Source organism: Verminephrobacter aporrectodeae subsp. tuberculatae (assembly GCF_026127385.1).
GTDB lineage: Bacteria > Pseudomonadota > Gammaproteobacteria > Burkholderiales > Burkholderiaceae_C > Acidovorax > Acidovorax aporrectodeae.
On sequence record NZ_QZCX01000002.1, the window covers coordinates 210,630 to 230,656 of the forward strand.

Consider the following 20,027-nt stretch of genomic DNA (forward strand, 5'->3'; position numbering starts at 1 on the left):
ACCGGACAGGAGCCGCCGGCGCGAAGTTCGCCGCTAGAATCAGCGCATGTCCTCCGCCAGCGCGCCCACCACCAACCTGACGCACCATTTCCTGATCGCGATGCCCGGTCTGGAAGACGAGTCCTTCGCGCGCAGTGTCGTCTACCTGTGCGAGCACAGCGAGCGGGGTGCGCTCGGGCTGATCATCAACAAACCCACCGACATCACCCTCAAGGGGCTCTTCGACCGCGTCGATCTGTCGCTGCGGCGCGAAGACCTGGGCCGCGAGCCCGTGTTTCAGGGCGGTCCGGTGCAGACCGAGCGCGGTTTCGTGCTGCACGAACCCCTGCTCATGGACCGTGCGGGCACCGACGGCCCGGTCTACGCCTGCACCATGGCGATTGCCGGCGCGCTGGAGATGACCACCTCCAAGGACGTGCTCGAAGCCCTGTCCACCGGTGCCGGCCCGCGCCGGGTGCTGATCACGCTCGGGTACTCGTCCTGGGGCGGGGGGCAGCTGGAGTCGGAACTCGCGGCAAACGCCTGGCTCACGGTGGCGGCCGATTTGTCGGTGATTTTCGAGACCCCCTCTCCCGAGCGCTACGACCGGGCCCTGGCGCTGCTTGGCGTGCAGACCTGGATGCTGTCGCCCGAGGCGGGGCATGCATGACCGGCCCGTGTGCTGTCCCCGCGCATTTCCAGACCTTTCTTGCGCTTGACTTCGGCCTCGTGCGCACCGGCGTGGCCACGGGAAATCGCCTGCTGCGCAGCGCCACGCCGCAGCCCACCATCGCCGCTCGGGGCGACGCCCGCTTCGTGCACTTGGCGCAGCGCATCGCGCACTGGCAACCCGACGCGCTGGTGATCGGCGTGCCCTACCACCCCGACGGCGCGAGCCACGAGAACACCGGGCGCGCGCTCCGATTCGGCCGCCGCCTGCGCGGGCGCTTTGGCCTGCAGGTGTTCGAGGTGGACGAGCGCTACAGCACCACCGAGGCGCTCGCCGGCGGCGCCCGGGACGCCGACGCCGCGTCCGCCTGCATCATCCTGGAGCAGTTTTTGCGGGGTCTGGCATGAGCGCCCCCGGCGCTGCCACGCCCCCGGTTCCCGACGCCGAGGAACTGTACCGCGAGCTCCTGCGCGGCGTGCGCGGCCTGTGCTGCGGCGCCACGCGGCTCGCGGGAATTGCCTCGGGCGGTGCCTGGCTGGCCGAGCGCCTGCAAAAGGACCTGCGCCTCGCGGACGCCCCCGGCGTGCTGTCCTCGGTGCTGCACCGCGACGACCATTCCCGGCGCGGCCTGTCGGCCGCGGCGCAAACCTGGCTGCCGTTCGACGTGAACGGGGCGGACGTGCTGCTGCTCGACGACGTGCTCTACACCGGCCGCACCCTGCGCGCCGTGCTCAACGAGTTGTTCGACTACGGGCGTCCCGCGCGCGTGCAACTGGCCGTGCTGGTCGATCGCGGCGGCCGCGAACTGCCGGTGCAGGCCGACTTTGCCGCCGCGCGCCTGGCGCTGCCCGCAACGCAGTCGCTGGCCCTGGCGCGCGCCGGCGGTGTCTTGCGCTTGCAGATCGAGGGCGTCTGAGCATGCCGCACGCGCGCAACCCCCAACTCAACGGCAACGGCGAACTCATCCACCTGCTGTCCGTCGAAGGCCTGCCGCGCGCCATCGTCACGCAGATCCTCGACACCGCAGCCAACTTCGCGAGCGTGAACGACCGCGAAGTCAAGAAACTGCCGCTGCTGCGCGGCAAGAGCGTGTTCAACCTGTTCTTCGAGAACAGCACGCGCACGCGCACGACCTTCGAGATCGCGGCCAAGCGCCTGTCGGCCGACGTGCTCAACCTGGACATCGCGCGCAGTTCCGCGAGCAAGGGCGAATCGCTGCTCGACACCATCGCCAACCTGTCGGCCATGGCCGCCGACCTGTTCGTCGTGCGCCACGGCGAGTCAGGCGCGCCGCACCTGATCGCCCGGCACGTCGCGCCGCACGTGCACGTCATCAACGCCGGAGACGGGCGCCACGCGCACCCCACGCAGGGGCTGCTGGACATGTACACCATCCGGCACTACAAGCAGGATTTCAGCCGCCTCGTCGTGGCCATCGTCGGCGACGTGCTGCACTCGCGCGTGGCGCGCTCCGACATCCACGGCCTGATGACGCTGGGCTGCGCCGAGGTGCGCGTGGTCGGCCCGCGCACCCTGGTGCCGTGCGACCTGGCGCAGATGGGCGTGCGCGTGTGCCACACGCTGCAAGAGGGCCTCGCGGACGCCGACGTGGTCATCATGCTGCGCCTGCAAAACGAGCGCATGAGCGGCGCGCTACTGCCCTCGAGCCAAGAGTATTTCAAATGCTTCGGCCTGACGCCCGAAAAGCTGCAACGGGCCAGGCCCGACGCCATCGTGATGCACCCCGGCCCGATCAACCGCGGAGTCGAGATCGACTCGGCCGTGGTCGATGGCCGGCAGAGCGTGATCCTGCCGCAGGTCGGCTTCGGCATCGCGGTGCGCATGGCCGTGATGTCCATCGTCGCCGGCAACGACGCATGATGCACTGGATGCAATGGACCTCCCCCGGGCCTGCCTGCGAGGGGGCAAGCCCCGGCGACCCGGCAGGGCCGGCTCCGCGCTGTCCCCGGCTGGGGCGGCGCGCGTTGCATGGGGCGGCGCCTGAGCGGCATTGGGGGATTCGGGAATCATGAAGCTGCTGATCCGCAACGGCCGGGTGATCGACCCCTACTCGGGATTCGATCAGTGCTGTGACATTGCCCTGGCTGCCGGCCGCATCGCGGGGCTGAACCGCGTTGCGCCGGACTTTGCCGCCCAGCGGGTGATCGACGCGGCGGGCTGCATCGTGCTGCCCGGTCTCGTGGACTTGGCCGCGCGCCTGCGCGAACCCGGGCACGAGCATGCGGGAATGCTCGCGTCCGAGATGGCCGCCGCCGTCGCGGGGGGCGTGACCAGCCTGGTCTGCCCGCCCGACACCGACCCCGTGCTCGACGAGCCGGGCCTGGTCGAGATGCTCAGGTTCCGCGCCCAGAGGCTGCACCAGGCGCGCCTGTTCCCCCTGGGCGCGCTCACGCGCAAGCTCGCGGGTGGGGCGCTCACCGAGATGGTCGCGCTCACCGAATCGGGCTGCGTGGGCTTTGGCCAGGCCGAGCGGCCGCTCGCCAGCACCCTGGTGTTGCAGCGCGCGCTGCAATACGCAGCGAGCTTTGGCTACACCCTGTGGCTGCGCCCGCAGGACCTGCACCTGGGCCAGGGCGTTGCCGCCAGCGGCCCGCTGGCCACGCGCCTGGGTCTGTCGGGCGTTCCCGTGGCGGCCGAGACGATCGCGCTGCACACCATCTTCGAACTGCTCGCGGGCAGCGGCGCGCGCGTGCACCTGTGCCGCATCAGCAGCGCCGCCGGCGTGGAACTGCTGCGCCGCGCCAAGGACCGGGGCCTTGCGGTCACGGCCGACGTGAGCATCAACTCACTGCACCTGACCGACGCGGCCATCGGCTTTTTCGACAGCCGCGCCCGCCTGTCGCCCCCGCTGCGCCAGCAGTGCGACCGCGACGCGCTCGCCGCGGCGCTGGCCGACGGCAGCATCGACGCGCTGGTGTCCGACCACACCCCGGTCGCCGAAGACGCCAAGGCCCTGCCCTTCGCCGAGGCCGAGCCGGGAGCCACCGGGCTGGAACTGCTGGCAAGCCTGGTCCTCAAGTGGTCGCAGGACAGCGCCGTGCCGCTGCCGCGCGCGTTGGCCGCCGTGACCTCCGGCCCCGCGCGCGTGCTCGGCAGCGCACTGGGCGCGTTGCAGAGCAGCGTGGGACGGATCGCGGAAGGCGCGGCGGGCGATCTGTGCATCCTCGATCCAGAGGCCGTCTGGACGGTGCGCGACGACGCCCTGCGCAGCCAGGGCAAGCACACCCCGTTCTCCGGCTGCGCGCTGCCCGGGCGCGTGCGCATGACGCTGGTCGGCGGGCAGGTGGTCTTTGACGCCACCTCCGAGCGCGCTTGATCCATGGCGCGCGCAGACTCCGAGGAACGCGCGGTGCCGGGATATCCGGCAACGGCGCTGGCCTGGTCCATGAAGCATCCGCGCGCCTGTTGGCGGGTGCTGCGCCTGTTCGGTCACGTGCTCAAGGGGCTGTGCATCGTGACGCTGCGTTTTCCCGCGCTGGCGCCCGAGCAGCGCAATGCGCAGGTGCAGCGCTGGGCCATGGAACTGCTCGCGCACGCGGGAGTGCGCCTGCGCATCGAGGGGCAGCCCCCGGTCAGCGGGCCGGTGCTGCTCGTGGCGAACCACCTCTCGTGGCTCGACATCCCGGTGATGCACGCGGCGCGCCACTGCCGCTTCGTCGCCAAATCCAACGTCCGGGGCTGGCCGCTGATCGGCGCGCTGGCCACCGCGGCCGGCACCCTGTACATCGAGCGCCGCGCGCGCCGCGACGCGCTGCGCATGGTGCACAGCATGCACGAGGCGCTGACGCGGCACGAGGTGCTGGCCGTGTTCCCCGAAGGCACCACCGGCGACGGGCGCGAACTGCTGCCGTTCCACGCGAATCTGCTGCAGGCCGCGGTCACGGCCCAGGCCCCGGTCCAGCCCGTGGGCCTGCGCTTTGCCGACCGGAACACGGGAGCCGAGAGCTTTGCGCCCAGCTACATCGGCGACGAAACCCTGGTGGGATCGATCTGGCGCACGCTGTGCGCGCCGCCCATCGAAGCCGTTGTGCGCTACGGCCAGCCCGAGCACGCGGGCGCGCGCGACCGGCACGCCTGGGCCAGGCAGTTGCACGCCGCCGTCGATCAACTGCGCCGCGGCTGAGGCGCCCTTCGCCGCTCTGAATCCGGCGCGCTGGCGATCGCGATCCGCTGCAGCGCGCCATGCGTCCTCATCCATTTCGTCCACAAGGGCGAGTACAGCCAATCACTCCTGGAACTCTGACATGAAGCAATTCGACAAGCACGCCGACGCCTACCATGCCGTTCGAGGCAAGGTCGCTTACCCCGACATCGTCTATGAGACCCTCGTCCGCCGCGCCCCCGGCCGCGAGGCCGCGCTCGACATCGGCTGCGGCAACGGGGTCTCCACCTATCGCCTGCGGCCGCTGTTCGACTACGTCGAGGGTTCCGACCTCGGCGCTTCGCTAATCGACAAGGCGCGCCAGACCTATCCCGGCATCACCTTCGGCGTCTCCCCGGCCGAGGACTACACGTCCACGCGCCAGTTCGATGCGGTGACGAGCGCCACATCCTTCTACTGGATGGACCGCGACGCCGTGCTGCGCAAGATGGAAACGCTGCTCAAGCCCGGCGGCGTGTTCTGCGCCTACAAGTACGACTTCCCCATCGCCTACGGCCCGCTGCGCGACTTCTGCGCGCGCGAACTCTCCCTCAAGTGGGCCGCCTACCGCGACGCGCGCCTCACGCGCTACGACGACACCCTGGAGCGCATCAAGGCCAGCAAGGTCTTCCGCGAGGCTGAGCGCGTCGTGCTGTCGAACATCATCGAGCTGACGCCGCGCGAGGTCGCCACGTTCTTCCTGTCCACGAGCTACGTCACGAAGTACATGGACCAGGCCGGCGACGCCGAATACGCCGACGAGCTGCTGCGCAAGGTCGCCGAGATCGAGACCGCGCCCAGCGTGAAGGTGAACTTCGACATCCACTCCTTCTTCGCGAAGCGCTGAGCAGGAAAGGCCCACGCAGATGCAGATGGGCGAGGCCGAGCGTGCAACAATCTACGGCGCGATTCGCATGCGGCAGGTCCGGTGACTGACCCTTCGGCCCCCCCCCGGCGCATTTTCATCAATGTTCAAGAAGAGGAACGATTCATGCTGAAGAAACTGTGGAGCAACATGATGGTTGCGGATGTCAACAAGGCCATCGACTTCTACGCCGATGTACTGGGGTTCCAGCATGTGATGAGCGTCCCGATGGGGTCCGAGGAAGTCCTCTTCCAGTACGACTGCAACAAGGATCTGGTCTATGCGCTGATCAAGAACGGCGACATCGAGCTGATGCTGCAGGAGCAAAAGAGCCTGCGCGAGAACGTCCCGGCGTTCGCGGACGCCGCCGACATCCGCAGCAGTGCCGTGCTCTATTTCGAGGTCGACGATCTGGCGACGCTGGCAACCCGCCTGAAGAAGCATTGCGAGGTCGTGCGCGACCTGCACGACACCTTCTACGGCATGAAGGAAATCTACGTGAAGGACCTCAACGGCTACGTGCTCGGCTTCGCCCAGCCCGTGGCGCGCTGACGCTTTCGCCGAATCTGCGCCGTGTCGAGATCCATGGTCTTGCGGCGCCTCAGCTATTCACCAGTTTGATGGCCTGCTCGATGTAGGCCGCCGCGTGCTTGTCGCGGATGTCGGGCACCTGCTTGAACTTGATATGACGCCGGTACTTCCCGGCGCCTTCGAGCACGCCGGCCTTGTCATCGAACCGGTAACCTTCGCTGAACTCGAGGGTGACGTGCGTCTTGTACGAGAAGATTCCGCAGAAGGATTCTTCGAGGTAGTACAGCACGCCGCCGTACATCATTCGTTCTTCCGCCGCCTTGGCCTGTCGCTTGATTTCCTTGCGCAGGGCGACCGCGACCTGATGCTTCTCGGGGGCGGTCAGACCGAGGTCATTGAAGAAGTCATCGACCTTTGACTTGCTGGCTGCCATCTGTTTGCTCCTTGCTGTTTCAATCTGTCCGGATTTACGCCCGCGAGCACAGCGCCTTCAGGCTATGCGACGCCTGCGTGCCGCCCGAATCCATGACCATGATCTACCATCACGGGAACCAGCGCATAGCTGACCGATGCGCCCGAGTCGGCGCGCACACCATGGATCGAGATTCAACCATGAGCTTGGAACGCAGAGCCTATATTGCCGCGGTGGTCGCTGCCCTGTTGTGGGGCGGCAATTTCGTCGTGCTGCAGTTCGCGCTGAAGCATTTCGATCCCTACCTGCTTGCCGCATTGCGCTTCGCCTTCGTGGCGCTACTGGTTCCATTCGTCGGCTGGCCCGGGGTGCCGTGGCCTGCGCTGCTGTGCTACGCCGCCTGCTCGGGAATCGGCCAGTACCTGCTGTCAACGATGGCAATCCAACTGGGCCTCTCACCCGGACTCGCGGCACTGCTGATGCAATTCCAGGTGTTCATCTCGCTGGCGCTCGGCTGGCTCATGTTGGGCGAGTCCATTCGTGCTACGACGGTCGTGGGCTGCGTCTTGGGCTTGGCGGGCCTCGCCGGCGTGCTGGTGATGGGCGGCAGCAAGGCACCACTGCTCGCTTGCGCGGTGTGCCTGATTTCTGCAGCCGGATGGGCCGTCGCCAGCGTCACCATGAAGCGCTACCCGGAAGGCATGCTCCGCTTGCAGTGCGCGACCGGCTTGATTTGCTTGCCGGTCGTGTCCGTTGTCCGTGAGGTGATGCTGCCTGCGGCGCCATCCGCAATCCAGACGCTCGTGCAGGCGCCGTTGCATGCCTGGCTGCCAGTGGCCTACTTGGTGCTTGCATCCTTCGTCGTGGCGCAGGTGCTGTGGGGGCAAGCCATTGGTGCCATCGGCATAGCCGCCACAGCGCCTTTCGCGCTGCTGATCCCGGTGTTTGGCGTGACGCTCGCGTGGTTGTTCGCAGGAGAGAATCTGAGCCTGCGCTTGCTGATGTCGGTCGCAGCGGTCTTGCTGGGTTTGGGCGTGCACGTGGTGCCGCTGGCACTGAGGTCGGCGTCCGGATTGCGCGAGCGCGCGACATGAGCGTGGCGGGGAGGCGGATACGCATCTTCTGCGGATAACCCCCCTTTTTACGCGCCGGCGAGTTGCTGGTGGACCGCTACCAATTGCCCGAGGTCCAAGCAAGAAATCTCGGGCACCTTCCGCAGCTTTGCCGGAGCGCAGAGCTTCTGCACGACCCGCTCCTGTCGGGACACTGCTTGCCCAAGCATGGGGTTGGCATGCTTTATGCGTTACGGATTGCGTTCCATGCTGCCCCGGTGCTTGATTCCATGGAGGCGACAACGACTCTGACGCAGGGGCGGGCGATGTGTACGGGTTTTCCCTTGGATTCCTTCAATCAATTTGTGTATCAGAAAATTACTGCCTACACTTTCCACCGTGGCGCCTTTCCTGAATCGCCTGTTGCCGTTGCGCACGCTTGCCGCCTGAGCCGCGCAGACCCACCCACTACGAGAACCCGCCATGCGTGTCTTCAGTGCCTCCTTGGCCACCGAAACGAATACCTTTGCCCCGATGCCGACCGGCCTGTCCGCGTTCAAGGACCGTGGCTACTTTGCCGCGGGCAAGCACCCCGATGCGATGACGCTGTTCTCGGGCCCGCTGTGGGCCGCGCGCCTGCGCGGCGCCGACAAGGGCTGGACGCTGTGCGAAGGCATGGTCGCCAGCGCGCAGCCCAGCGGAACGACCACGCGCCACGCGTATGAAACGCTGCGCGACGAACTGCTCGCCGATCTGCGCGCGGCGCTGCCGGTCGATATGGTGCTGCTGGGCCTGCACGGCGCGATGGTTGCCGAAGGGTACGACGACTGCGAGGGCGACCTGCTGGCGCGCGTGCGGCAGATCGTCGGGCCCGGCGTGGTCGTCGGCGCCGAGCTCGACCCGCACAACCACCTCACGCGCGCGATGGTGGAGCACGCCGACCTGCTGATCGCGTTCAAGGAGTACCCGCACACCGACGTACTGGAGCGTGCGCTGGAACTGGTGGACCTGTGCGCCGCCATGGTTCAGGGCCGGGTGCGGCCGGTGGCCGCGGTGGTCGATTGCGAGATGGTCGCCACGGTGCATACCTCGCGTGCGCCGGCGCGCGCCTTCGTCGAGCGCATGCAGTCGCTCGAGGGGCGCGACGGCGTGCTCTCGATCTCGCTCACGCACGGCTTTCCGTGGGGTGACGTTCCCGAGATGGGAACCAAGCTGCTGGTTTATACCGATGGCGACAAGGCCCGGGCCGAGGCGCTGGCGCGCGAACTCGCCGACGAAGTCATCGCCATGCGCGACGGCCTGGTGGTGCACTACTCCGGAATCGACGCCGCGCTCGACGAGGCGCTGGCCTGCGCTGCCGGGCCCGTGGTGCTGGCCGATGGCGCGGACAACCCCGGCGGCGGCGCGGTGGGCGATTCCACCTTCATCCTGCGCCGCATGCGCGAGCGCGCAATCAGCAACGCGGCGCTGGGCCCGCTGTGGGACCCGATCGCGGTGCGCATCGCCTTCGACGCGGGGGTGGGCGCGAGGCTGGCCATGCGCATTGGCGGCAAGATCGGCCCGCTCTCGGGCGACCCGCTGGATCTGGAATGCACGGTGAAGGCGCTGCGCAAGGACCTGGTGATGACCGGCCTGGCCGCAACGCGTGCGCTCATGGGCGACTGCGCGCTGGTCGAGGCCGAAGGAATCGAGATCGTGCTGAACACGCTGCGCAACCAGGCGATCGACATCGATTTGTTCACGCAGCTCGGCTGCGTGCTCGCGGCCAAGAAAATCATCGTCGTGAAGTCGGCGCAGCATTTCCACGCGTCCTACTCCCGGCTCGCCAAGCACGTGATCTACGTCGGCGCGCCGGGCACGGTGGCGTTCGACCTGAGCACGCTCGCGTACCGCAAGGCGCGCCTGCCGAAATGGCCGATCGCGGCATGAGCGCCCGCTCTTGCGCCAGTTCGGGGGACAACGGCCACGGCGCCCCCCGGATGCATTCCCCCGATTCCTTGCAGCCTCCCGTTGGAGAACCGAAGATGAAACGACGCATGCTCGCCGCCCTGGCGCTCTCCTGTGCCTGCCTCCCGGCGCTCGCCCAGACGCCGCCCAAAACGCTGAAGATGGTGGCCCACGCCGACCTGAAGATCCTCGACCCGACCTTCACCACCGCCTACATCTCGCGCAACTTCGGCCACATGGTCTACGAAAGCCTGTTTGCGCAGGACGCGGGCGGCAAGCCCCAGCCGCAGATGGTCGAGAAGTACGCGGCTTCGGAGGACGGCAAGCTGTGGCGCTTTACGCTGCGCCCCGGGCTCAAGTTTTCCGACGGCAGCGCCGTGACCTCGGCCGACGCCATCGCCTCGCTGCAGCGCTGGGCCGCGCGCGACAGCATGGGCCGCGCCATGCTGGCCAGCGGCGCCGCGTGGAAGGCCAGCGACGCGCGCAGCTTCACGCTCACGCTCGACGAGCCCTTTGGCCTGGTGCTCGACGCGCTGGCCAAGCCCTCGGGCTTCCCGCCGCTGATCCTGCCCGAGCGCTTGGCAAGAATGCCGGCCAGCGCGCCGCTGACCGAGGTGCTGGGCTCCGGCCCCTATGTCTTCAAGCGCGACGAATGGGTTCCGGGCAACAAGGTGGTGTTCGTGCGCAACCCGCACTACGTGCCGCGCAGCGAGTCGCCAAACGGCTTGGCGGGTGGCAAGAGGAGCCCCTTCGAGCGTGTCGAATGGCTCTACCTGCCCGACGCGAACAGCGCCATCGCGGCGCTCAAGCGGGGCGAGGTTGACCTCATCGAACAGTTGCCACCGGACTACATCGCTGCGCTGCGCAGCGACAAGAGCGTGAAGATCGGCTCGGGCGGTGCCTACCAGGGCTTGCTGGTGTTCAACCACCTGCACCCGCCGTTCAACAACCCGAAGGTGCGCCAGGCGCTGCTGCAGGCGGTGAGCCAGGAGCGCTTCACCACGGCCATGGGCTACCCGCTGGACATGCGCGTGACGCACTGCCCCAGCTACTTCATCTGCGGCGGGAGCAACGAGACGGCGGCCGGCGCCGAGCCCTACCGCAGGGCCGACCTCGCGCGGGCCCGGCAGATGCTCGCAGCCTCGGGCTACAAGGGCGAGAAGGTGGCGCTGCTGGTGCCCAGCGACATCACCTACCTCAACGCCGAGGCGCTGATGGCCGCGCAGACCATGCGCAGCATCGGCATGAACGTGGACATGCAGACCATGGACTGGTCCTCCATCAGCGCGCGCCGCACCAGGCGCGACGCGCCCGAGGCCGGCGGCTGGAACGTCTACGCGACGGCGGCTTGCCAGCTCGACATCGACTCGCCCATCACCAACCTCTACCTGGGCGCAGCCTGCGGCAACACGCTGCCCGGCTGGCCCTGCGACAAGCCGCTCGACGAGCTGCGCAGCGTCTGGCTCAAGGAGCGCGCACCCGCCAAGCGCAAGGAACTGCTCGACGCATTCCAGCGCCGCGCCTACGAGACCGTTCCCTACGTGAGCACGGGCCAGTACTCGATCGCCTTCGCCGCGCGCACCAGCCTCAAGGGAGCGGAAGGGATCTGGGCCGGCATACCCATGCCCTGGATGTTCGACAAGTAGGTCGCAGACCCGATGGGCTACGTTTTGCGCCGCCTGCTCGCCACCCTGCCCGTGATGGCGGTGGTGGCCGTCATCGTGTTCCTGCTGATGCACCTGGCGCCGGGCGACCCGGCGGCGCTGATCGCGGGCGACCTCGCGAGCACCGAGGACATCGAGAGGCTGCGCGCCACGCTGGGCCTGAATCTGCCGCTGTGGCAGCAGTTCGCGCTGTGGGTCGGCAAGCTGGCCCGTGGCGACCTGGGCACCTCGATCTTCACGCAGGTTCCGGTGGCGCAGTTGCTCGGCCAGCGGCTCGAGCCCACACTCTGCATCGCGCTGTTCACGATGGCGCTCACGCTGCTGCTTTCGGTGCCGCTGGGAACGCTCGCGGCGTACCGCGCGGGCAGCTGGATCGACCGGCTGGTGATGCTGCTCGCGGTGCTCGCCTTCTCGGTGCCGGTGTTCCTCGTGGGCTACCTGCTGATCTACAGCTTCGCCGTGCGGCTGCCGTGGTTTCCGGTGCAGGGCTACGTGCGCCTGGCCGAAGACCCGGCTGGCTGGCTGCGCTCGCTGGTCCTGCCCTGCGTCAACCTGGCGCTGGTCTACAGCGCGCTGGTCACGCGCATGACGCGCGCCACCGTGCTCGAGGTGCTGCACGAGGACTACATCCGCACCGCGCGCGCCAAGGGCCTGGGCGTTCTGCCGGTGCTGGGCCACGCGCTGCGCAACGCCGCGATCCCGATCGCCACCACGGTGGGCGTGGGCATCGCGCTGCTCATCGGCGGCGTGGTCGTGACCGAGACGGTGTTTGCGATTCCCGGCGTGGGGCGGCTGGTCATCGACTCGGTGCTGCGCCACGACTACCCGGTGATCCAGAGCGTGCTGCTGATTTCGGCCGGGGTCTACGTGCTGATCAACCTGCTGATCGACCTGAGCTACCGCTTCTTCGACCCGCGCATACGGTACTGACCATGTCCACGCCCCTTCTCCTGGCCGACGCGTCCGCGGCGCACGAGGCCCCCTTCGTGGTGCCGCGCTGGCGCTGGCTGCGCAAGCACCCGACGCTGATTCTCGGCGCGCTGCTCCTGATCGCGGTGGCCGCGCTCTCGCTTGCCGCGCCCTGGGTCGCGACGCACGACCCGCAGGACATCGATCCGCTGGCGCGCATGCAGTCCGTGTCGGCCGAGCACTGGTTCGGCACCGACGCGCTGGGGCGCGATGTCTTCAGCCGCGCGGTCTGGGGCGGGCGCGTGTCGCTCATCGTGGGCCTTGCGGTGGCCTGCATGGCGACGGCCCTGGGCGCGCTGCTCGGGCTGCTCGCGGGCTTCGTGCGCTGGGCCGACGCGTGGATCATGCGCACCATGGACGGGTTCATGGCCATCCCCGGAATCCTGCTCGCGATCGCGCTCATGGCGCTCACCCGGGCCAGCCTGGCGACCGTGATCGTCGCCATCACCATCCCCGAGGTCCCCCGGGTGGCGCGGCTGGTGCGCTCGCTGGCGCTCACGCTGCGCGAGCAGTTGTTCGTCGAGGCGGCGCACGCGGTCGGCACCCGGCTGCCGTGGATCCTGCTGCGCCACGTGCTGCCGAACATCGTGGCGCCGCTGACCGTGCAGGCCACCTTCGTCGCGGCCGCTGCGGTGCTCTCGGAGGCGGTGCTGTCCTTCCTCGGCGTCGGCGTTCCGGCGCAGACGCCGAGCTGGGGCAACATGATGGCCGAAGGCCGCAACTTCGTTGCCGTGGCGTTCCACATCATCCTGTACCCGGGCCTGCTGCTGGCCACGACGGTGCTGGCGATCAACCTGCTCGGCGACGGCCTGCGCGACGCGCTCGACCCGCGCCTGGCGCGGCAGCTGTGAGCGCGGGTCGCACGATGCACATGCCCCGCCTGCCCGTTGGAGAGCCCTTGCTCGAAGTCGAGGACCTGCGCACGCATTTCGACACCCTGGCCGGGCGGGTGCGCTCGGTCGACGGCGTCTCGTTCACGGTGCGCGCCGGCCAGACCCTGGGCGTGGTCGGCGAGTCGGGCTGTGGCAAGAGTGTGAGCGCGCTGTCGATCCTGCGGCTGCTGCCGACACCGCCGGCGTGCATCGGCGGCGCGGTGCGCCTGCGCGGAACCGATCTGCTGCGCCTGAGCGAGCGCGCGATGCGGCAGGTGCGCGGCAACCGCATCTCGATGATCTTCCAGGAGCCCATGACCTCGCTGAACCCGGTGCTCACCGTGGGCCGGCAGATCGCCGAGACGGTGCGGCTGCACCAGAGGCTCGGTCGCGCCGACGCGCTCGCGCGCGCGGTGGAGATGCTGCGTCAGGTAGCGATCCCCGAACCCGGTCGGCGCGTGCACGCGTACCCGCACGAGCTCTCCGGCGGAATGCGCCAGCGCGTGATGATCGCGCTCGCGCTGGTCTGCCACCCCGAGGTGCTCATCGCCGACGAGCCGACCACGGCGCTCGACGTGACCATACAGGCGCAGATCCTCGACCTGATCGGGCGCCTGCAGCAGGAACTGGGAATGGGCGTGGTGCTGATCACGCATGACCTGGGCGTGGTCGCCGAGAGCTGCACGCGGGTCATCGTGATGTACGCCGGGCGCAAGGTGGAAGAGGCCGACGTGCTGGACCTCTTCGACCGGCCGCTGCACCCCTATACGCGCGCGCTGATGGCCTCGATGCCCTCGATGAACAGCAGCGGGGCGCGCTTGGCGGAGATCCCGGGCATGGTTCCGGCGCCGCACGAGTTGGGCCGCGGCTGCGCTTTTGCGGCGCGCTGCGCGCACGCCGGCGCGCGCTGCGCGAGCGAGACGCCGCGGCTCGCAACGCAGGCAGCAGGGCACACGGTGGCCTGCTTTGCCGTCGAGGAAGGCCGCGTCCGGGCCGCGCAGGAGGCGCGCGCATGAACACCCCCGCGCCCCTGCTCCAGGTCGAGCGGCTCAGCAAGCACTACGCGCTCCCCCGGCGCTGGCTGGAGAAAGCGCGGCGGCCGGTGCAGGCGGTGGACTGCGTCTCCTTTTCCGTGGCGCGCGGCGAGACGCTGGCGCTGGTGGGCGAGTCGGGCTGCGGCAAGACCACCACGGCGAAGTCGGTGCTGCGCCTCGTCGAACCCAGCTGCGGCTCGGTGCGGCTCGAAGGCGAGGAGCTCACGCAACTGTCGCCCGGGCAGATGCGGCTGCGCCGGCGCGAACTGCAAATCATCTTCCAGGACCCCTACGCGTCGCTCAACCCGCGGCTTTCGGCGGGCGAGATCGTCGCCGAGCCCCTGAGGAATTTCGGCATGGCCTCGGCCGCCGAGCGGCGCGCGCGCGTGCAATGGCTGTTCGCCCGGGTCGGCCTGCGGCCGGAGGCGGCAAGCAAGTACCCGCACGAATTCTCCGGCGGCCAGCGCCAGCGCCTGGGCATCGCGCGGGCGCTGGCGCTCGGGCCCAAGTTGATCGTCTGCGACGAGCCGGTCTCGGCGCTCGACGTGTCGGTGCAGGCGCAGGTGGTGAACCTGCTGATGGACCTGCAGGCGGAGCTGGGAATCGCCTACCTCTTCGTCGCGCACGACCTGGCGGTGGTGCGCCACATCAGCCGGCGCGTGGCCGTGATGTACCTGGGGCGCATCGTCGAAGTCGCCGACCGCGACGCGCTGTTCTCCGCGCCGCGCCATCCCTACACCGAGATCCTGCTGTCCTCGGTTCCGGTTCCCGACCCGCGCACGCGGGCGAAACGCCTGCTGCTGCAGGGCGACCCGCCGAGCCCGGCGAACCCGCCCCCGGGCTGCCACTTCCATACGCGCTGCCCCCTGGCGCGGCCCGTGTGCCAGGAGCAGGCGCCCGAACTCGGCGCACGGCCCCCGGCAGACGGGCATTTCGTAGCCTGCCATTTTCGCTAAGGAGCCCCCCGTGCCGCACGACCCATCTGCCTTCGACCTGCTGATCCGCGGCGGCGACGTGATCGACGGCACCCGGGCGCCGCGGTTCGCGGCCGACGTCGGAATCCGCGCCGGCCGCATCGCCGAGATCGGCGACCTGAGCGCTCGCGCGGCGCACCAGGTCCTCGACGCCAGCGGCCGCATCGTCGCGCCCGGCTTCATCGACGCGCACACGCACGACGACCAGGCGCTGCTGTCGCAGGCGCAGATGCCGTTCAAGGTCTCGCAGGGCGTGACCACCGTGGTCACGGGAAACTGCGGGATCAGCGCCGCGCCGCTGCGCGCCGGAATGGACCTGCCGATGCCGCTCAGCCTGCTCGATACGCCGGCCGAGGGACGCCATACCCGCTTCGCCGCGTACCTCGACGCGCTGCGCGCTGCGCCCGCGTCGGTGAACGTCGCGGCGCTGGTCGGGCATTCGACCCTGCGCGCCGTGACCATGGCCGACCTGGACCGCCCGGCGAACGCGGCCGAGATCGGCGCCATGCAGGAACTGGTCGAGGAGGCGCTGCAGGCCGGCGCCATCGGCCTGTCGAGCGGCACCTTCTACCCGCCCGCAGCGCAGGCCACGACCGAGGAGATCATCGCGGTCGGCCGCCCGCTCACGGCGCGCAAGGCGCTCTACGCGACGCATATGCGCGACGAGGCGGACCAGGTGATGGAAGCGCTGCAAGAGAGTTTTGCCATCGGCCGCGCGCTCGACGTTGCGGTGGTGATCTCGCACCACAAGGTGCAGAACGCGCGGAACTTTGGCAAGACGCGGCTCACGCTGCCCTTCATCCAGGAGGCCATGCGCCACCAGTGCATTGCGCTCGACTGCTATCCCTACACCGCGGGATCGACCATGATCCGCACCGACCGCGGGATGCTGGACTGCCGCGTGCTCATCGCGTCGAGCCTTGCGCACCCCGAATGCGCGGGCCGCGACCTGAAGGACATCGCGGCCGAATGGGGCGTCTCGGGAACCGAGGCGGCGCGGCGCTTGCAGCCCGGCAGCGCGATCTATTTCATGATGCACGAGGACGACGTGCAGCGCATCCTCGCGTTCGACGAGACCATGATCGGCTCGGACGGCATTCCGCTCGGCGAGAAGCCGCACCCGCGCCTGTGGGGCAGCTTCCCGCGCGTGCTCGGCCATTACAGCCGCGACCTCGGCCTGTTCCCGCTGGAGACCGCGGTGTGGAAGATGAGCGGACTCACGGCGCGCAACTTCGGACTCCAAGGGCGCGGCACGCTCGCGCCCGGGCAGCACGCGGACGTGGTGATCTTCGACGCCGCAACGGTGCGCGACAGGGCCAGCTACGAGAACCCGACGCAGGCGGCCGAGGGCATCGACACGGTGATCGTCAACGGCGCCGTGACTTGGCAGGACGGCGCGCACAGCGGCGCGCGCAACGGGCAGGTCATCGTGCGCAAGACGGGAAAATAGCGGGGTTCAGCCGACTTCGGCGGCGGAATTCCTCCTGCATGAAGGCAGGGGTCGGGTCGCTGCTGCATCAAGTTGCAGACCACGGCAGGAAATCGAATGCTTATCATTCGTGATCCATGGGATACACTGACGTTACCAGTGCATGCTGGCCGGGACTCGGCGTAACTGCCTTCCCTGTAGTCGGCCACTGTACAGAGGGAACTCCGTATCGGGTTCCCGCCCCATTTTGGGTCATTGCCAAGCCAGAAAACCTTGTCGATCCAATTCATCATGCGGCAACACAGCACACCACGATCGGCTGCGCCACGCGCTGACGACCCGGGCACCGGCGGGGGAGACACGGGCTGTGTCGGTGCGAATTGCCCATCCTGTGGAGCCACCAAATGATGCACCCGAAGCAACTGCTGCACGCAGCCTGCCTTGTATGCGCGGTAGTGCTCGGCCAAAGCGCATCGGCCGGTCCGCTCGACGGTCTGCCCGGGGGCAAGACGCCGGGGACCTGCGACCCGAAACGCCAAAGCTGCATGCCCGGCACAGAAAAGCCCGATACCGCCGGACCGGGCGGCGGGGTCTGCAGCCCCACGCCAGGCGGTGCAACCTGCGGCAGCCCGGGCCCCGCGAGCCAGGGCAACACCAGCGGCACGAACCAGGGCGCGGGCAACCCGATCCACGTCATCAGCGGCAACAAATACCAGCGCGAGGAAGACATGCCCGCGCTGCCCGGCTGGGTATTTCGGCGAGCGTGACCGCCCATTTCGGCATCGTGACCGATTTGAGCGCTGGGTCTGGGGTTACGCGGTTGAGATTGTAGAGAGGGGTATGGATTGACTGGTTGAGGCCTCCTTGTCGGGTGTTGCAGGCCACGATACCTGAGTATCGTTCGAGTTTTTTCTTGTGTTTTTCTATTTTTTGTGCTTGGACTCTGACTCATCCACAGGTCAACAACGCCCTTGTAGGCGTTCAGTCGCGCGGCCCGCGTGGCCCTGTGCACGAATGCACAGGGCTGGTGCTGCTCAGCGCACCGTCTCGGGAGAGTCAGTGGTGTTGCCCGCGCCGGGCGGTTGCGTGCGCAGCGATTGGCCCTTCAATGCCAGGCGGTGGCTGCGCGCGAGCAGTCGGTCGAGGATGGCGTCTGCGATGCTTGCGTCACCGATCCAGGCGTGCCAGTGCTCCAGCGGCAACTGGCTGGTGATGATCGTGGCGCGGGTGCCTGCCCGGTCGTCTATGACCTCCATCAGGTCCGCCCGCGTGGGGCCGTCCAGGGCTGCCAGCGCCCAGTCGTCGAGCAGCAGTACGTCGGTGCGCGCCAGCGTCGCCAGCCAGCGCGTGAAGCCGCCGTTGCCGTGCAGGATGCGCAGTTCCTCGGCCAGTCGCGGCACGCGCAGATACAGCGCCGATTGCCCGCGCCTGCACGCGTACTGCGCCAGCGCACAGGCCAGCCACGACTTGCCCGAGCCGGTAGGGCCGGTGATGAGCAGCGCGCTGCCTTCCTCGACCCAGCGCGACAGCGCCAGACTCATCAGCGTCGGTCGCTCAAAGCCGCGCCCGGCACGGCCGTCCACGTCTTCGATGCAGGCCTGCGGGTACTTCAGCCGTGCCCGTTTGAGCAGGGCCGCATGGCGCTTGTCGCTGCGCTGGTGCACCTCCCGATCGACCATCAGCGCCAGCCGCTCCTCAAAGCTCAGCGTGGTGCTCGCGCTGCTGCTCAGTTGCTCTTCGATGGCGCTGACCATGCCTACGAGTTTGAGCTCGCGCAGCTGCGCCAGGGTGTTGTTCATCATCATGTTCGGGTTCTCTGGTTTGGTGGATTCGGTGCCGTCGGCAGTACGCGTGACGACACGCATCATTGGTAGTTGGCCGCGCCGCGCAGGTTCTCGTGCGCGGGTGCCACCCACTCGGGCGCGCTGTGGTTGCGCGCGATCAGGTCGCGTCCGTTGAACAGAATCTCGCGCACATGGCGGTAGTGCCCGGCGTGCAACTCCAGAGCCAGCGTGCAGGCCGCTTCCAGGCGTTGCGGGCCGTAGTGCTTGGCCAAACTCAGAAGGCCCAGACAGCTGCGATACCCGTGCTCGGGATGACGGAATCTGTGCAGCAACTGCACGACGAATTGGCCCGTGTTCGCACCGATGCCCTGACCCCAGTGGATCAGCCGCTCGGGCGTCCACTGCTTGTGCGCCCGGTGGGCTGCGGGCATGTGCTCATCGTGCGTGGTCAAGCCGCCGCGCTGGTTGCTGCGCACGTGGCAGGCCACACGCTGACCGCGATGCAGCACCTCCACCAGCGCGTCGGTGATGCGCACCTGCAGTTCCAAACCCACCAGCGCATGCGGCACGCTGTAGCGATGGCGCTCGACCTCGACGTGGTAGTCGATGTGGGCCTTGACGGTCCTGAAGATGGCCCACTGCCAGGGTTGCGCCGGCAGGCTCGTCAGCGCCGGACTGTCGAGCGCGGCGAACAGGCTGGCGCGACTGCCATCGAGCTTTTGGAAGGGCCGCTCGTTGAGTGAAGGCAGCAGTGCCCAGAGCGCTGCGTCGGCAGCGTGTACGTCGGCCAGCACCTGGTGGCGCAGCCGGGCCACAATCCAGCGGGTGACGACTTGCACGGCCGATTCGGCGCTGGCTTTGTCCTGGGGCGAATACGGGCGTGCCGGCAGGATCGAGACGCCGTAGTGGCGGGCGAAGTCGTGCACGGTCTCGTTGATTTGGGGCTCGTAGCGGCAGGCATTGGAGACGAGTGCACGCGGGTTGTCGGGCACAATTAATTGCGGCACGCCACCGTAGAAAGCCAGCGCACGGGCCATGGCAGCGAGCCACGAGCGCATGCTCTGATCGGTGGTAGCGCAGGCAAAGGTGTAGCTCGATGCTCCCATCGCAGCCACGAACACCTGCGCGCGTGAGCCGTCGGCCAACGCCAGCGTGGAGCCGGCGTAATCGATGAACAGCTTCTCGCCAGCGCGTCGGTGCTGGCGCATCGAGCGTTTGAGTCTCTTGGTGAAGGTCTTGTAGTGCTCGCAGAACTGGGTGTAGGCCCAGGTGCGTCGGCCCTCGTGGGCAGCGCGGTACTCCTGCCACAAGAGCATCAGCGTGACGCCCTTGCGGCGCAGTTCGATGTGGACATGGGCGAAGTCGGGTTGGATCACCGCCGTCTCGGCCGAACTGCGCCCGAGCAGCCGGCGTTCGAGTCCGGCCTCGTCGAGTTCGGCCACTGCGGCCCAATCGAGCCGGGCAGCACCGGCCATGCCGAGGTACTTGGCCACGACCCCCTTGGAGATACCGAGGCTGCGCGCGATGGCTTCATGCGACAGCTTGGCGCTGTACTTGAGTCTGAGGATGTCTTTGATCATGCGTATGTTGATTCGTTGCTGTGGCATATGCGCTGCGGCCAAAAGACCGCGACGCTATGCCCAAACCCGTGGTTCATACGCAACACCAGCACCAGCGCCCTTG

20 protein-coding genes are annotated in these 20,027 nt (G+C 68.4%); 17 read left to right on the top strand and 3 right to left on the bottom strand.

Annotation, left to right across the window (positions count from 1 at the left end):
* Window positions 1-46 precede the first annotated feature (46 nt).
* The 8 genes from D5041_RS09005 (at window position 47) to D5041_RS09040 (ending at window position 6,228) form a co-directional block, all read left to right on the top strand.
* Window positions 47-649 carry a YqgE/AlgH family protein gene (locus tag D5041_RS09005; protein WP_010103976.1) on the top strand — a complete coding sequence of 201 codons (603 nt, stop codon included), beginning with the start codon at window positions 47-49 and terminating at the stop codon, window positions 647-649.
* On the top strand, window positions 646-1,056 hold the full coding sequence (gene ruvX / locus D5041_RS09010) for a Holliday junction resolvase RuvX (protein ID WP_010103974.1): 411 nt from the start codon (window positions 646-648) through the stop codon (window positions 1,054-1,056). Before D5041_RS09005 ends, ruvX begins: the two co-directional genes overlap by 4 nt.
* Window positions 1,053-1,565, top strand: coding sequence for a bifunctional pyr operon transcriptional regulator/uracil phosphoribosyltransferase PyrR (gene pyrR / locus D5041_RS09015; protein ID WP_010103973.1), 513 nt, complete (start codon window positions 1,053-1,055; stop codon window positions 1,563-1,565). The genes ruvX and pyrR overlap by 4 nt, the downstream gene beginning before the upstream one ends.
* A gap of 2 nt (window positions 1,566-1,567) precedes the next feature.
* Window positions 1,568-2,530 (top strand): aspartate carbamoyltransferase catalytic subunit, encoded by a 963-nt coding sequence (locus D5041_RS09020; protein WP_265284475.1) that lies wholly within the window; start codon window positions 1,568-1,570, stop codon window positions 2,528-2,530.
* Window positions 2,531-2,678: 148 nt separating this feature from the next.
* Window positions 2,679-3,986 carry a dihydroorotase gene (locus D5041_RS09025; RefSeq protein ID WP_265284476.1) on the top strand — a complete coding sequence of 436 codons (1,308 nt, stop codon included), beginning with the start codon at window positions 2,679-2,681 and terminating at the stop codon, window positions 3,984-3,986.
* 69 nt (window positions 3,987-4,055) lie between these two features.
* Complete coding sequence (locus D5041_RS09030; protein ID WP_029554284.1) at window positions 4,056-4,793, top strand: lysophospholipid acyltransferase family protein; 738 nt, start codon at window positions 4,056-4,058, stop codon at window positions 4,791-4,793.
* Window positions 4,794-4,914: 121 nt separating this feature from the next.
* Window positions 4,915-5,658: a class I SAM-dependent methyltransferase gene (locus D5041_RS09035; RefSeq protein WP_265284478.1), complete on the top strand. Its 744-nt coding sequence runs from the start codon at window positions 4,915-4,917 to the stop codon at window positions 5,656-5,658.
* A 144-nt stretch (window positions 5,659-5,802) separates the two neighbouring features.
* Window positions 5,803-6,228, top strand: a complete 426-nt coding sequence (locus tag D5041_RS09040; protein WP_265284479.1) for a VOC family protein — start codon at window positions 5,803-5,805, stop codon at window positions 6,226-6,228.
* A gap of 49 nt (window positions 6,229-6,277) precedes the next feature.
* On the opposite strand, the gene D5041_RS09045 is transcribed toward D5041_RS09040, so the two are convergent.
* Window positions 6,278-6,640 (bottom strand): DUF1801 domain-containing protein, encoded by a 363-nt coding sequence (locus D5041_RS09045; protein ID WP_265284481.1) that lies wholly within the window; start codon window positions 6,638-6,640, stop codon window positions 6,278-6,280.
* A gap of 92 nt (window positions 6,641-6,732) precedes the next feature.
* Here D5041_RS09045 and D5041_RS09050 point away from each other — a divergent pair, with 92 nt between their 5' ends.
* The 9 genes from D5041_RS09050 (at window position 6,733) to D5041_RS09090 (ending at window position 17,327) form a co-directional block, all read left to right on the top strand.
* Window positions 6,733-7,713, top strand: coding sequence for a DMT family transporter (locus D5041_RS09050; protein ID WP_265284482.1), 981 nt, complete (start codon window positions 6,733-6,735; stop codon window positions 7,711-7,713).
* Between the two features lie 441 nt (window positions 7,714-8,154).
* Window positions 8,155-9,600, top strand: a complete 1,446-nt coding sequence (locus D5041_RS09055) for a M81 family metallopeptidase (protein ID WP_010103956.1) — start codon at window positions 8,155-8,157, stop codon at window positions 9,598-9,600.
* A 95-nt stretch (window positions 9,601-9,695) separates the two neighbouring features.
* The gene (locus tag D5041_RS09060; protein WP_265284483.1) at window positions 9,696-11,264 is read left to right on the top strand and encodes an ABC transporter substrate-binding protein; all 1,569 of its coding nucleotides are present in this window, start codon (window positions 9,696-9,698) and stop codon (window positions 11,262-11,264) included.
* 12 nt (window positions 11,265-11,276) lie between these two features.
* Window positions 11,277-12,212, top strand: a complete 936-nt coding sequence (locus tag D5041_RS09065) for an ABC transporter permease (protein WP_010103954.1) — start codon at window positions 11,277-11,279, stop codon at window positions 12,210-12,212.
* A gap of 2 nt (window positions 12,213-12,214) precedes the next feature.
* Complete coding sequence (locus tag D5041_RS09070; RefSeq protein WP_010103953.1) at window positions 12,215-13,102, top strand: ABC transporter permease; 888 nt, start codon at window positions 12,215-12,217, stop codon at window positions 13,100-13,102.
* A 14-nt stretch (window positions 13,103-13,116) separates the two neighbouring features.
* Window positions 13,117-14,139 carry an ABC transporter ATP-binding protein gene (locus D5041_RS09075; protein ID WP_265257582.1) on the top strand — a complete coding sequence of 341 codons (1,023 nt, stop codon included), beginning with the start codon at window positions 13,117-13,119 and terminating at the stop codon, window positions 14,137-14,139.
* Window positions 14,136-15,113 carry an ABC transporter ATP-binding protein gene (locus D5041_RS09080; protein ID WP_265257581.1) on the top strand — a complete coding sequence of 326 codons (978 nt, stop codon included), beginning with the start codon at window positions 14,136-14,138 and terminating at the stop codon, window positions 15,111-15,113. The genes D5041_RS09075 and D5041_RS09080 overlap by 4 nt, the downstream gene beginning before the upstream one ends.
* A gap of 10 nt (window positions 15,114-15,123) precedes the next feature.
* Entirely contained in the window at window positions 15,124-16,581 is a 1,458-nt protein-coding gene (locus tag D5041_RS09085) for an N-acyl-D-amino-acid deacylase family protein (protein ID WP_265257580.1), read from the top strand.
* Window positions 16,582-16,964: 383 nt separating this feature from the next.
* Window positions 16,965-17,327, top strand: coding sequence for a hypothetical protein (locus D5041_RS09090; protein WP_265284484.1), 363 nt, complete (start codon window positions 16,965-16,967; stop codon window positions 17,325-17,327).
* Window positions 17,328-17,594: 267 nt separating this feature from the next.
* On the opposite strand, the gene istB is transcribed toward D5041_RS09090, so the two are convergent.
* A complete protein-coding gene (gene istB, locus D5041_RS09095) occupies window positions 17,595-18,365 on the bottom strand; it encodes an IS21-like element helper ATPase IstB (RefSeq protein WP_265285072.1) in 771 nt (256 codons plus the stop codon).
* A gap of 59 nt (window positions 18,366-18,424) precedes the next feature.
* Entirely contained in the window at window positions 18,425-19,951 is a 1,527-nt protein-coding gene (gene istA / locus D5041_RS09100) for an IS21 family transposase (protein WP_265284485.1), read from the bottom strand.
* Window positions 19,952-20,027 lie beyond the last annotated feature (76 nt).